The 16,917-nt window shown below is 25.7% G+C and carries 1 protein-coding gene; it reads right to left on the bottom strand.

Annotation, left to right across the window (positions count from 1 at the left end; all coding sequences use genetic code 11):
- Positions 1-99: 99 nt before the first annotated feature.
- The gene (locus GQX97_RS03945; RefSeq protein WP_157150643.1) at positions 100-16,818 is read right to left on the bottom strand and encodes a SpiroCoCo family coiled-coil protein; all 16,719 of its coding nucleotides are present in this window, start codon (positions 16,816-16,818) and stop codon (positions 100-102) included.
- Positions 16,819-16,917 lie beyond the last annotated feature (99 nt).

The raw sequence follows: 16,917 nt of genomic DNA on the forward strand, positions 1-16,917 counted from the left end.
ATAATATAAAAATCCGTTAAACTAATAAGCCTATAACTAGATTTCTCTAGCTATAGACTTATTATTTATATACTATATTTTACCAGATCTCTTATTTAATTAATATCCCCTAGCTGACTCATCTTTCCATTTTTTAATCACTCTCTCAACCTCATCTCTGTCATAAGAAGTATTTTTTACTATCTCATCATATTTCCAGCCCTGTTTATACATATTAATAATAATGTTTTCTTTCTTATCATTAATTTTTGTACTAGTAGTTTTACTTCTCTTTGTTAAACTCTTACCTGCATCATTAACATACTTCTCAGCGTTATCCAATAGAGTCTCTAAATAACGAACAAAGTATTCAGCTCTCTCAAGATTTTTAACTATATTGTTATCATAATCCTCATACTGCTTCCTCATATATTTTAAATTCTCTCTCTGATTCTGTATCTCTTCTATGATAACATTAAGCTCTTCCAACTTACTAAAGAACTTCTGAACTTTTTCATCATTCTTATCTATCTTAGCCATCTCTCTATCTAAAGCAAACATCTTATCAGAGAACTCTCTTCTAGTATCTTCTATATCAAGCATAGCAGATTTAATAGTATCTATTCTTTGTAATATATCATCAGATTCATTATCAGCGATATTTACTTTTTCTAAAATAGTATTAGCCTGCTCTTCTTTGTCATTGATAATAGCAAGTTTATTCTCTATCTGAGAAGCTATATCTATAACAACTTTTATACCCTCTTGAGTATTTTCTATCATAGAATTACTTTCTGCTATTTGTATAAACTTGTTTTGTACCTCTTCAGACATCTCTACAAGCATATTTACTTTCTCTTGAGTATCTTTTAAGCTTTCTTTCTCTTTTTTGATACTCTCAGCATAATCTAATATAGTGTTATGCATATTCTTAAGCTCTTCAAACTCAGACATAGTTTTATTCATGTCATAAACTGTATTTTTAGTATCATTTACTAAAACGTCTAATTTAGCTACATCATCTTTAATGAAATTAGCCATCTCTTCTGCTTTATCAAACATTTTTACAGTATCCATATATTTATCTATGTCTTTGCCAATATTGTCTATTTGTATTTTTAATGTTTCATACTCACTATTTATATCATAAGTTTTATCATCAAGCATTTTATCTATAGAATTAACCACATCATTTAATTTTTCTGTTAAATTATCTGTTCTTGAATCTAAATCTTTGAGTATAACATTAGTTTTATCTTCATACTTCAAATTAATATCTTCTAATCTAGCATCTATCTCACTAGAATATTTAGCTATATCCTCTTCTAAAGCAGATATAATATTTTTCATACCTGCAAGTCTCTCATCATAAACATCTAAATTTGAAGACTGAACCTTTAACATCTCCTCCTTAGCATTTTGTACATACTCTTTAGCATCATTCATAAGTAATGATAAAGTCTGCTCCATATTAGAGTTAAGTCTGTCTATGTATTTATCATACTTGTCATTAGTAGATTCTTCTATATTAGTTATACCCTCTTCAATGATAGTATTAGCCTCTTTAATCTTCTCATTAACAGCATCAGATATAGACTCTCTTAATTCTAACAATGAAATAGAAATATCTTCATACTGAGTTCTCAATTCATCAAATTGAGTATTCTTATCTTCTAAAAGCTCATTTATTCTATTAGTAACATTCTCAATTATAGAATCAAATTCATTAACTTTGCTGTCTAAAGAAGTTTTAGCATTAGAAGAAAGCTCTTCAAGTCTAGCCTTAAACTTATCCCCTTCTTCCTCTATATCTTTAGAATACAACTCAATTTTATTTTGTAACTCTAATGCCTTCTCTTCAACTATAGCCTGAAGTTTTTCTATAGAAGGAGAGAATTCATTTTGTAAGTTATTCATCTTCTCTTCTACATCTTTTAGCTTGTCTTTGTTATCTTCTAAAGATTTATTAAACTCTTCTTTAGCATTAACAGCCTTCTCTAAATCACCTAAAAGATTATCAACTGAAGAATGCATACTTTCTTTTGTTGATTCTAACTCGCTATAAAGAGAATTAATTTTATCCTGCCATTCTTTATAAGTGTTTTCAAATAAAGCTACAATGTCTTCTTTGCTTCTCTCTTGTCTGTCAGTATAATACTTTTCTGTTTCAAGATACATGTCCTTTAATTTTGTAACTTCTTCTTCATGCATAGCTTTTACTTCTTCTATGCTTCTTTCACTCTCATAATTAACAGCACTTCTTAATTCACCTAAAAGCTCATCTTGATAAGAAGACATATTATCTCTTAACTCTTTAGCAGTATCATCTAATTTAATATTCATCAATTTGAAAGTTTCATCTATCTTATCACTAATAGTTAACTCTACCTCATCTATAGCCTGTTTAACATCATTGAATCTCTCAAATTTCTTCATTTCATTATTAACAAACTCATTTACAATTTTCATTATATGAGGAGTTAAATCATTAGTCTCTTTTAATATACTCTCATTAAATGAAGCAAGTAAATTATTAACAGCTTCTTTAGATTTGTCTAAATGCTCATTATTTTCATTAATAATTCTCTCTTCCATAGAAGATATATATTCTTCAACTTCTTTTATCTTTCTATTAAACTCTAATTCCTTCTCAGCTATTCTTTGAGAAGCATTATCAGATGCTTCAATAACAGCAGATGTTAAATTATCAATTTTATTGTTTATATTAACATCGCTAGTTTTTACCATCTCAATTAGAGCTTCTCTTTCTCTGCGAACATTTTCTATGTCTTGAGATATTAATTTTTGAGACTGACTTAATAATCTTATCTCATTTTCCTGCTCTTTCAAATTAACTTTAATAGTATCAACTATAGCATCTATCTCATTTTGAGCATTATCTATTCTCTCTATTATAGATTTTACCTTTTCATTTTCTATATCATCTATATGTTTCTTAACTTTTTCAACATTGTCAGTAATATCTAATAATATATGAGAAGCACTATCTTTAATATTATCAACTTCAGCCTCTATAGCATCTCTATAGAACTCTTTGATTTTTTCTGGCTCTGAATAAGCATCTTCAAAATGTTCTATTCTAGCTTCTATACGTTTTCTGAAAGCCTCATTAGACTCTTCAAATACTTTGATAATATCATCTCTCAACTCTTCTGTCATATATTTGAAATCAGCTTCTATAGAATCACCTTTAAAGTTTTCAAGAACTTCTAATATCTCTTTTTTCTGTTCATCTATTAGAGAAATAGCATCATCTTTGCTTATTAAATCTAGAGAAACTTTTTTGTTTAGCTCATCTATATTATCAATTATGCCCATCTTCTCATTATTCAAAACCTTCATAGCTTCATCTTGTTCTCTTATAAGCTCTAATATAGTTTTTCTAAAATTAATAAACTCATTGATTAGTCTATTTCTATCGCTTTCTATACTGTTTATAGCATCATCAGAATATAAAGTACCTGTCTCATACTTTAATCTAATATCTTCTACCTCTAAAGCAATTCTCTCTCTCTCTTGTAATAAACTATTCGCTAACTCTTCTATAAAAGATAGTTTATTAGCAAACTCATCTCTAAAATTAGAAATATCATTTGCCATATTATCTCTATAGCTATTAATATTACCAACTATCTCTTCTTGAAGCATAGCAAAATTATTTCTCATATCAACTTTTTGCTCTTCAGCAATAGCTTCAAAATGATTCTCTTCTTGAAGTTTAGATTCTATATCATCTCTAAATGAAGCAAACTCTTCTCTCAAAGACATCTTCTCTTCAACAAATATATTGCTTATATCTTCTAAAGTTGGAATATCTTTAAGTATTGATTCTTTTAAACCAGATAATTTATTTTCAAAATTAACTTGCTCTTTTGATAAAATCTCAGCTATAACATCTGTAGGAGAATAGTTTTCTTCTAAGTCTTTTCTAAACTCCTCTATAGTTTTATTGATATTAGCTATCTCTTCATCAAACAATTTTGATACATAATCTTTATCTACAATATTTGAAGATAATTTCTCTTTTGTATCATCTATAGAATTATCAATACTGCCTTTATACTCTGACATAAGCTCTTCAAACTTATCTAAAGAAACAGAATTATCTTTTAAACTTTCAAACTCTTTTCTTATATCATTTAAAGCATAATATAAATTAGCTTTTTCTTTATCAATTATCTCATTAAAGTTCTTTAAATATTCATTTCTAAAAGCTTCTATCTTGTCAGAATTAGACATATATTCTACTCTAATAGCAGATTTGAAATTATCTAATTCTTCTATTAATTTATTTTTCTCTTCTTCAAATAACTCAGAGAAGTTTTTATTATTAGAAGTTAATATATCATTTTTAAAGCCTTCAAACTCATTAACTATATTGTTCTTTTCAGAAACAAATAAATCGCTAATATCTTCCATGCTAGGTATTGATTCAATAATCTCTGTTTTAAACTTAGAGAACTCTTCATTTATCTGAACATCTTTTCTCTCTATAGTTTCATAAACATCTTTCTTAAGCTCATATATTGAATCTAATAATTCTTTCTTATCTTTAGCAAGCTCATTAGAAAGCTCTAAAGAAGATATTAAATTATGTTCTATATGTCCTGTATCATTTGACAAACTATCTTTCAAATTATTTATCTTAGTATCAATAGCTTCTTCATAATCATTCAATACTTTATCTAATCTGTTTACATACTGAGTGATATCATTATTTAAGTAATGCTGACTATCTTCTACATCTTTTATCCTATCTTCAAATGCTTCCATTTTGTTTTCAAATGTAGAAATTTTATCATTAATCAATGATTTTGATTTATTATTTTCATCTTCAATAGAAACAATTTTATTTTCTAAATCAGATTTTAAATTGTTTATAGTATTTGATATACTTTCTATTTTTTCATTAGAAGTAAGATTTTCTTTGTCTAAGCTTTCAATTATAGAGTTTATACTATCACTAAAGTTCTTTTCAACATTGTCTATCTTAGAATTAAACTCTTCAAATGAATCTCTAAACTTAATCTCTAAATCAGATTTGAAGCTATCTGCCTTTTCAGCTATAAAATCAGAATATAATTCTCTTATTTTATCACCATCGCCCCAAGAATCTTCAAAGAACTCTATGCGTTTTTCTAATCTGCTTGTAAAGTTCAAGTTATTATCTTCAATATTTGATAAGCTATCTACTATAGAAGATATTTTAGATTTATATTCTTCAAGAGTATTAAATATATCATTATTATTAGATTTAAATAACTCAAAACTTTCCTCTATTTTTTTCAACTCTTCAGATAATTCATCTTTGCTGATTGCATTGTTCTCATAAGAAGAGATTTTATTTACTAATTCTAATTCTTTGCTATTTATAAAATCATTAATTTTTCCCTCTGAACTTTCAATAGCTTTAGATATAGCATTATTTATATTTTCATTTAAATCATTTAATGAATCTGTTATGATATTATCTAAACTCTCTTTGCTTTTCTCTATACTATCCATCTGCTCTTTTAATTTAGAATCTATCTTAGAAGAATAATCATTCAAATATACATCAATATATCCTCTATTAGCATCCATCTTAGATTTTTCTATTTCTAATTTCAAACTATTACAAAGCTCTTCTAAAGATTTAGAATTATTTTCATAAGTAGTGTTTAACAACTTCGCATAGCTTTCATAGTTAGAAATAATATTTTTTCCAACATCATCTATATCTTTCATTATAGAAGATGATTCCTCTAATCTATAGCTTTCTATATTTTTAAGTTCATCTTCATATTTATCAATAGCATCAGTTATCATATTATTAAATCTATTAATATCAGAAGTTAGATTGCTTTCTAAGTCATTAACTTTATTATTAATAGACTCTATTCTAGATTCTAATGATTCATTTAACTCATTTTCTCTATCTGCTATTTTTTCTCTAACAGCTTTTACTATATCATCTACAATAGATTCTTTTTTATCATTTGTGCTATCTATAAATGATTCTATATTATTTTTTGCTTCTTTTAATTGTTCAAGCAAATTATATAAACTATCATCTTTCCAAATAGATATACCGTTTTCAACCTCATCAATTTGCTCTTTTAAACTTGACATTATTTCATTTTTCAAGTTGTTTACTTCTGGAGTAATAGCATCTTCATAAAGTTTTAATATTTTGCTTGAATCTGATAAATTATCTTCAAAATAAGAAACTCTATTATTGATGTTTTCTCTAAACTCATCATTATTAGAATTTAATTCATCATATAAAGAATAAAGTTTCTCTTTCTCTTCATCAAAATATTCTTTAGAAACAGTATTATCTTCTAATGTGTCCATTTTATATTCCAATGAATACTTAAACTCAGATACCTCTTCAAATAATCTATCAACATCAACTCTTAAATTACTATCAACACCTTCTAAATTATTTTTTAACAAATAAACTTCATTTTCTAACTCATCAAGCTTATCAAAATCTTCTTTCAATGAATTAAATGTATTTTCTAATTTTATTCTCTCCTGTTCTAATTCATCTAATATATCATTATTTTTCAAAGCTTCTAATTCAAATTTAAAGTTATCTATGCTGTCTAATATACTATTTTTTTCATCATCCATAGTATTTTTTATATTAGAAATCATACTCTCAGAATCTGATACTCTATCAATTATCTCTTTAGTAAACATATCAAATGATTCTTCAAATTGATTTTTTAATTCATCAAAAATACTTGGAATATCTGATTTTTTAGCTTCTAATATAGACTCTTTGAAATTAGCAAACTCTTCTCTCAATGCTGCAACATGCTCATCACTTAGTACTGCACTTTCTATAGTTAAAAACTTCTCTTCAAAAGATTTATTTAAAGATTCATATTCTTTTTTAAGTTCCAATATTTTTGAATCTATATACTCATACAATAATTTTTCTTTATCATCTATTTTAGATATTTGTTCAGCATAATCATTTAATTTGCTCTCTACCAAAGATATTCTTTCATTTTGATTAAGAGTATTTTCATTTATTTTATTTATAGTATCATTCAAATTAGTATTAAGCTCATCAAAACTATTTTTTATTATATTATCCAATTCTTCTTTTGCATTGTTTAATATATTAAGCTTACCTTCTAATTTTGAATCAATATTATTTAAATATTCTTGTAAATACTCATTAATATAATTTTTCTGAGACTCTGCATTCTCATCTTTAAGATTTTCTAATTCATTTTTCAAATTATTAGAATACTCTTCTAAATACTCACTTATATAATTTTTATCAGTTTCTGTATTTTCTTCTTTAAGAGTCTCTAGCTCATCTTTCAAGTTATTTGAATATTCTTCTAGTAAAGATACTGAATTATTATAAACTTCTTCTAAGTCTTTTACATAATTCTCATAGCTATTTTTAACCTCTTCACTTATCTTATTTATAGCATCTATACTTAATTGTGAACTATTAGCTTCTAAAGTGTTTATCTCTACTTTGTAATTATTAACAGCTTCATTTAAACTATTATAGAAGTTCTCTAAGTCTTTGCTAACTTCATTACTTATCTTATCATCAAATACTGACAACTTATTTTCTATATCTTTAATTCTATCTTCTAATCTGCCGTATATAGCTTCTTCTTTTGATTCTAACTCTTTCATCATAGAAGATAATAGTTCTTCTTTTTTACTGTCTGTGTCTTTTATGTAGTTTTCTATACTAGATTTAGACTCTTCTAATCTATCATATATAGCTTTCTCTTTTTGTTCTAACTCATTCATTATAGAAGATAATAGTTCTTCTTTTTTACTATCTGTATCTTTTATATAGCTCTCTATACTATTTTTTGCTTGCTCCAACTCAGATAATAATCTATTAATATCACCTTCTCTATAATTATCTATACTTGATGATAAATTATCTACTTTGCCTTTTAGCTCTTCTAAATAATTTTCAAACTCAAGCTCTCTTTCATATTTTATATTTTCTAGCTCTTCTCTTAAATCTGATGAATACAAGCTTCTTAATCTTGAATTATCTGACCAAGTATCTTCAAAATATTCTACTCTTCTCTCTAATCTATCTCTAAACTCTTTATTGTCTTTTTCTAAATTATCAAATAAATTGTTTAGTTTTGACAACTCTTCATTAAATAAATCTTTTACACTGCTGTCATTATTTAATGAATTAATATTATTTGTTATACCGCTAAGTTTATCTTCCAAATCTTTTCTATAATTTGATATACTATTTTCTAACTCTAATGATTTGTTAATAGCTTTGTCTACATCTTCTTTGAAACTGCTTAATCTATTATCAAAATCATTTACATTACCATTCACACTTTCAAAGTTATTATTTAACACCTCAAAGTTAGATGATATTGTATCTAGATTAGAAGATATATTTTCATTATTTAATGATAATTCTTCAACTCTGCTATTTAATTTATCCATTTCTAAATGAACATTATTATATTCTTTTTTAAGTTCATCCATTGAAGAGCTTATTGAAGATTTTAATGAATTATCCAATTCTGATACATTATCTCTTAATTCATTTAAGCTGCCTTCTAATTCATCAAATTTAGATAATTCTTCTCTTATACCATTGAAAGAATCTTCTAATGATAATTTATAATCTAATAGCTCATTTAATCTATCATCATTGTTAACATTATCTACTTCTAAGCGAAGTGCATCTAATTCTTCTAATAAAAGATTCTTGTCGCTTGAAAGCATATCTTTTACATAGTTTATATCACTGTCTGTGTCATTTAGTCTAGTTAATAAGTCTCTACTGAACTGTTCAAAGCCTCTCTCAAGTTTTTCTCTCTCCTCTTCAAATAAACTATACAAATCACTACTATCATTAACTAAATCATTATTATCATTAACTGATGAAATATCGCCTTTCAATGATAAATAATCATCTCTAAGACTCTCTAGTTGAGATATGAGCTCTTCTTTCTCTTGACTTTGTAAATCTATTGTTTCATCTCTGTCTAAAATACTCTTCTTAACTAAATCTAAAGCCTCTTCAAAATCTACACTCAATTCTTTATACTGAGTACGTACTGAAGCTATATCAGCCTCTAAGCTTGATTTTATATTAGTTATCTCTTCTTCTAATTTACTATTAATACTATTTATACGTGAATCTAATTCTTCCACATAATCTTTATTAAACAACTTGCCGAAATCTTCTTCCAACTTGCTTAATTTCTCTACATTTACAAGAAGCTTATCATTAATATCTTTCTCTAAAGTTGATAATTTTTCTTCTGCTAAACTATTTACTTTAGACAATGACTCTTCTATGCGGCTATTAAGAGTTTCAAAAGAAGTATTTAATATATTATCTAATTCTTTTTTACTTTCATCTAATACAGTTAACTTCTCTTCCAATCTACTATCTAAATTATTTGAATACTCTTCTAAATATTCATTAATATAATTTTTCTCTGTTTCTGTATTTTCTTCTTTAAGAGTTTCTAACTCATCTTTTAAGTTACTTGAATATTCTTCTAATAAAGATACTGAATTATTATAAACTTCTTCCAAGTCTTTTACATAATTATCATAGCTATTTCTAATTTCTTCACCTATCTTGTTGATAGCATCTGTACTTAATTCTGCATTATTAGCCTCTAGTGTGTTTATCTCTGTTTTGTAATTATTAACAGCTTCATTTAAACTACTATAAAAGTTCTCTAAATCTTTGCTAACTTCATTACTTATCTTATTATCAAGTACTGATAGTTTGCCTTCTATATCTTTAACTCTATCTTCTAATCTGCTATATATAGCTTCTTCTTTTGATTCTAACTCTTTCATCATAGAAGATAATAATTCTTCTTTTTTACTATCTGTATCTTTTATATATTTCTCTATAATAGACTCAGACTCTTCTAGTTTATTATATATAGCTTTTTCTTTTACACCTAACTCTTTCATTATAGAAGATAATAGTTCTTCTTTTTTGCTGTCTGTATCTTTTATATAGTTTTCTATACTAGATTTAGACTCTTCTAATTCTTTTAATAATCTGTTTATATCGCCTTCTTTATAATTATCTATGCTTGATGATAAATTATCTACCTTAGCTCTCAACTCTTCCAAATAATTTTCAAACTCAAGCTCTCTTTCATATTTTATGTTCTCTAGCTCTTCTCTTAGCTCTGCTGAATATAAACTTCTTATTCTTGAATTATCTGACCAAGTATCTTCAAAGTATTCTACTCTTTTTTCTAATCTATCTCTAAACTCTTTATTGTCTTTTTCTAAATTATCAAATAAATTGTTTAGTTTTGATAACTCTTCACTAAACAAATCTTTTACACTGCTGTCATTATTTAATGAATTAATATTATTTGTTATACCGCCAATCTTATCTTCTAAATCTTTTCTATAATTTGATATACTATTCTCTAACTCTAATGATTTGTTAATAGCTTTATCCATATCTTCTTTGAAACTGCTTAATCTACTATCAAAATTATTTACATTACTATTAACACTTTCAAAGTTGCTATTTAATACTTCAAAATTAGATGATATTGTATCTAGATTAGAAGATATATTTTCACTGTTTGAAGTTAAATCTTCTACACTGCTGGATAATCTATTTATATCTGAGTTTAGATTATTTAATTTAACATCATAAGATTCTAAATCTTTATTTATATTATCTTTTAATTCATCTAAAGAATTATTAAATGAATTATCTAATTCACTTACAAAGCTTTTTAATCCATTTAAGCTTCCTTCTAACTCATCAAATTTAGATAACTCTTCTCTTATGCCATTGAAAGAATCTTCTAATGATAATTTCGATTCTAATAATTCATTTAACCTATCATCATTATTAATATTATCTACTTCTAAGCGAAGCGCATCTAACTCTTCTAATAAAAGATTCTTATCGCTTGAAAGCATATCTTTTACATAGTTTATGTCACTGTCTGTATCATTGAGTCTATTTAATAACTCTCTGCTAAACTCTTCAAAGCCTCTCTCAAGCTTTTCTCTCTCCTCTTCAAATAAACTATACAAATCACTATTATCGCTATTGTTATTAGCTGATAATGCATCACCTTTTAATGATAAATAATCATCTCTAAGACTCTCTAGTTTGGAAATAAGCTCTTCTTTCTCTTGACTTTGTAAATCTATTATCTCATCTCTGTCTAAAATACTCTTCTTAACTAAATCTAAAGCCTCTTCAAAATCTACACTCAATTCTTTATATTGAGTACGTACTGAAGATATATCAGCCTCTAAGCTTGTTTTTATATTAGTTATCTCTTCTTCCAATTTACTGTTAATGCTATTTATACGTGAATCCAATTCTTCCACATAATCTTTATTAAATAACTTACCAAAATCTTCTTCCAACTTGCTTAATTTCTCTACATTTACAAGAAGCTTATCATTAATATCTTTCTCTAAAGTTGATAATTTTTCTTCTGCTAAACTATTAACTTTAGATAATGACTCTTCTATGCGGCTATTAAGATTTTCAAAAGAACTATTTAAAATATTGTCCAATTCTTTTTTGCTTTCATCTAATACATTTAACTTCTCTTCCAATCTACTGTCTAAATTATTTGAATACTCTTCTAAATATTCATTAATATAATTTTTCTCATCATTTAAAAGCTGTAACTGAGATTCTTCTTTAATATTTTCTATCTCTTTTTTAACATTATCAAGATGCTCATCTAAAGAAGAAACGGCTGTGTTATAAGTATTATCAAGCATTATAGAATATTCTTCATAATCTGCTCTTATACTATCTGATAAAGCTTTTAAATCTGATATAATAGTCTCTTTTTCATTACTTCTGTGATGTTCTATGTTTTTTATCTCTTCGCTATATTTATTAGAAGCATCATTTATCATCTTATATATATTTTCTAAACTGCTTCCTATATCATTATTAATCTTTTTGTCTATATCAGATAATTTATTATTAACATCTATTATTTTTTCATCTATACGAGAATAAATTTCTCCTTCTTTAGCTTCTAATTTTTTTAGTATATCAGAAAGTAGCTCCTCTTTCTTGCTGTCTGTGTCTTTTATATAAGACTCTATACTATTTTTAGCATCATTTAATTGAGATAAAAGCTCATTAATATTTTCATTTTTCCAATCTTCTATACCGCTAGAAATTTCATCTATCTGTGTTTTTAACTCATTAATATAAACATCAAACTTCTCATCAGAATATGCTCTAAGATTGTTAATTTCTTCTTTTAGTTCATTAGCATACATACTTCTAAGTCTAGTAGGGTCAGACCAAGAATCTTCAAAATATTCAATGCGTTTCTCTATTCTATTTTTAAACTCTTCATTTCCAGATGATAATTCTTTTAATATATTTTCCATTCTGTTTTCTATATTATCAGTCTTATCAATAGAACTAGAAATACTTCCCTTTATATCATACAATTCTTTATTGAGAGTCTCTAAATCTTCTAATAAAGAACTAGAATCATTAGATATTTTCTCTTCTAAATTATCTTTAAAATCTATTAACTTACTAGATAAAGAAGCAACATCATCTTTTATAGTAGAGTCTATTCCTTCCATTCTATCTTTCAAAGAAATAAAATCTTTTTCTAAATTTTTAACTTTTTCTATATCAGATTTTAAATCATCTAAAGAGCTCTCTAATTGAAGCTTATCTTCAACTAAAGCATCGACTCTGTTATCAGATTTAACATCTTCTAAATCTTTTTCTATAAATTCTAGTTTTTCTATTAAATGATTTCTCTCTTCAGATAAAACATCTTTAATGTAATTCAAATCGCTTTCATTATCAGATATTCTCATAAGAAGATTTTTTGAAAACTCATCAAATATATTTTCTATTTTTTCTCTCTCTTCTTCTAATAAAGCAGGTATCTCTACTTCATTGCTTTTTAATATTTGAGATTTAAAAATTTCAAACTCTTCTTTCATATCATCTAATTGAACATTCAAAGCCTCTCTCTCAGACTCTTGAATACCGCTTAATTCTTCTCTAGACATAATAGAAGATTTTATTTCATCTATAGTTCTATCGAATTCTGTATTTTTAAATGATACATCAGATTTTAATTCTTCTAATTCATTATAAATATCATCTTTAAAACTATCTACCAAATTAGAAATATCATTAATGCGTTCAAGTTTTTCATTATATTCATTAAACATAGATAACATATTTTCATTATTAGAAATCATATTATCTATCTCTTCTTTTAATTTACTATCAAGGCTGTCTCTATAAGTATTGAAACCATCTCTCAATAATTCTAATGCCTTAGAAAGTTCTAATGTTTGATTATTCACTGCTGAATCAGTATACTCTTTAGCTTTCTCCAATAATTGAGTAACACCATTATAAAGAGTATTGAAAGAATCATTTAAAGTAGTGTTTATATTATTAACCTTTTCATCTATCTCTAAAGATTTATCTTTCAAATAATTATCTATATAATTAGACTCATTTTCTAAATGTATTTTTTCAGAATCTTCTCTGTGTTTTTCTATATCATTTTTTAATTCACTAACATAATCATCAAGAGAAGTTTTTTTATTGTTGTATATCTCTTCTAATATCTTAGTATATTTTTTATAATCTTTTCTTATGCTAGCACCAATATTTTCAATATCAGCTATTATACTTTCATTTTCTTCTACTCTTAAGCTTTCTATCTCTTTTATTTCATCATTATATTTTTCTATAGCAGCCTCTATTATTTCATTAAGCTCTTCTAATTTGCTTAAAGATTCCTCTTCTATTTTATTAAACACCTCATCACACTTAGCGTTCAAAAACTCTTTTTTATCTTCAATATAAGATGAAACATCTTGCATTTCAGCATTAACTGCTTTTTTCAAACTGCTAATATTATCTTTAAGATCATTAACATAAGAATCAGCTGTTTCCAATCTATCATCTATAGTATTTTTCAACGCATCTATATAATAGTTAGAATCTTTCTCTTTAGAATCTATATTAGATTTTAATTCATCAACATATCTATTAATATCATCTTTCTTTATTTCTATATCTTCAATTATGCTATTTACAGAAGAAATAACCTCATTAGATTTTGCATCAACATTTTCTTTTACACTATTAACATAATCTGTAATATCTTTTGTTTTATTTTCTATACTATCTTCCATGTTTTTAGATGCAAATGCCAACTCTTCTAATTTAGAAGATAAAGTATCCATTTTTATTCTATATTCATCACTAATAATATCAGAGTGCTCTTTTAATTGTTCATATTCATTTCTCAAATTATTATAATAATTTTCTAAAGAACCCTTATATTCCTTAGTCATAGAATCTAAATCTGATTTGCTATCACTAAACAAATTATCTATCTTATCATTTAATGATTTATATTTATCTTCAATATTTGATAGTAAATTGCTTTCTTTTTCATTTGCAACATCATATACTCTGTTTATAGTATTTTCAAAATTTTCTCTTCCATTTTCAACTCTATTTAAAATATCTTCTATATCATCTCTAACTTTGTTTATACCTTCTCTTTTTTCATTTAAAAGAGCATCAAATGAATTAGTTGCCTCAAGTAATTCTGTATTTAACATATTAACTATTTTGTTTTTATTCTCTTCAGCAAACTCTTTATTTTCATTTAATGAATTATCTATTTTCTCTTTAAACTCTTTTAGAGAATCTTCCATATTTGAAATTATATCATTATGTCTTTTATCGCTTTCTTCTACCTGATTAACAAGACTATTTATGCTATCACTTATAGATTTCATACTAGTCTCTTCATAATTATCAAGAACTTCTTTTAATTGAGTTTTCAAACTATCTAAACAAGAGTTACCATACTCATATAAATTACTTTTAATCTCTTCTATGTTATACTCTGCATTTTTTATGCCAGTATCTAATTTTTCATTAGCATTATCAATTAAATCTTTTATCTCTGAAGAAGTTTTATCTAAAAGCTCTATACGTTTTTCTATATTTTCTTTTAAATTAGTTTCTGTATCTTCTAATAAACCTTGTATTTTATTACTATCATTATCATATTGTTCTTTTAATGCAGATAATTTATCAGTAACATCATTCAAATCAGTATATGTATTTTTTATATAATTATCTACACCTTGCTCAAAATCAGCTTTTATATTATTAAAATTATCTTCAAGTTCTTGTATTTTTTTATTAGCCTGCTCTTCTAAATCTTTATACAAATATTCTTTTTCTAAACTCAAAGCATCTAATATCTCTTCTTGTTTATTAGTTAGTATAGAAGATATTTCAGAAGTTTGATAATGTATTTCATTCATCTTATCTTTTAAAATACTAGTTTCTGTTTCAACATCTGCTCTAAGTTCATTAATCTCAGCTATAAGAGAGCTTCTAGCATTATCTATAGAATACTCCATATCATCTTGAGTTCTAGCCAATATATCATTTTTAAGCCTGTCTATATCATTAACTATCTCATCAAATTTACTCTCTGCTCTAAGCATAGTCTCTTCACTCATACCATCTATAGAAACTATTAAATCAGAAAGCTCTTTAGTTTTATTTCTATAAAGAGTGATAATACCATCATTTTCATTTTCAAGTATATCTCTTATATTATTAGAAAATGCTTCTACTTCTGTTATCAAACGATTACTAATATCATTTTTGAGAGTAGTAAACTCTGTTTCTAATTGAACAGTTTTATCTTCATAATCTTTAGTTATTAAATCTGCTTTATCTTTAATGTCATCTATTGTTTTCTCTAAAGAATGAGCCTTATCTTCAACAGATACTAAAAACTCTTCTTTTTCATTTCCTATTTTCTCTAATTCTTCTTTTAATGTATTGTATAAGAACTCTTTAGTCTTTTCCATTTCACCTTTAAACTCTTCTACACTAGACTCTGTTATAGAATTAAGTCTCTCTTGTATAGTGTCTCTCAAGTTTATAAGCTCAACCTCAAGCCCTTCTTTAGACTGACTCAAACTAGCATAACGCTCTTCTATATCTTTTGATTTAGTGTTAATCTCTTCAGCAAATAGAGAATATTTATTTATAAGTTCATCTCTACCCTTTTCAAATAATTCCGCCAACTGTTCTATGTTGTTGCGTGCAGTTCTTTCAGCAAGCTGAGTAAGCTGATTTGTAAATAGTTCCTCTTTCTTGGCAACATGAAGCTTAAACTCTTCTGTTAATGCTGATATTTTATCTTTTTCCTGCTCAGCCATATCTGTGTAATGAGCATCACGTGCTAATAAATTTGTAGTAAGAGCATCAAATCTTTTATATAGTTCAGATTCAAAATCATTTAATTTAGCATTATAAGAAGCAATTAAATTATCCTGTATAGAAGAAACATTTTTTTCTAACTCTATCATTTTTGTTTTAACATCAGATATTCTTTTATATGTTTTCTCTATAGTGTTGCGTTCTTTTAATACAGTGTCAACTTTGTTAAGTATGTCTAAATATGCCTCTTCAAGCGAGTCTACTTGTTCCTGATATTGTGATACTGCCGCTTTATAATCTTTATATGACTCTATTTTATTATTAAGCTTAGCTAAATCCTCTTCCATAGACTTACTTATAAAACCTGCTTTTTTCACAGCAATCTCTAAATCTATGGCATTATCCCTAACTTCTGATATTTTCTCTTCTATAATACCTTCTAATGCTGCCTTTTCTTCAGCAAAGATATCATCAAAATTTGAGTTGTTATTGTTTTTTTTTCTATCGATAATTTTAGAAATACCGACAACTATAATAGGAATGATTAGCATTAAGGCGAAATTCAATATAGGGAACATAAATATCTCCAGTAGACAAAAAATATAGTATATTAACATAATAATATATTATGTTAATGTATAAGTCAATAGTTTTTTACAATTTTATTATGATAACTT

The sequence above is a fragment of the Brachyspira sp. SAP_772 genome, from assembly GCF_009755885.1.
Taxonomy (GTDB): Bacteria; Spirochaetota; Brachyspiria; order Brachyspirales; family Brachyspiraceae; genus Brachyspira.

What these genes read in the sequence shown, in the direction of transcription:
- GQX97_RS03945 (WP_157150643.1), bottom strand. Translation starts at nt 16,818, where the DNA reads ATGTTCCCTATATTGAATTTCGCCTTAATGCTAATCATTCCTATTATA.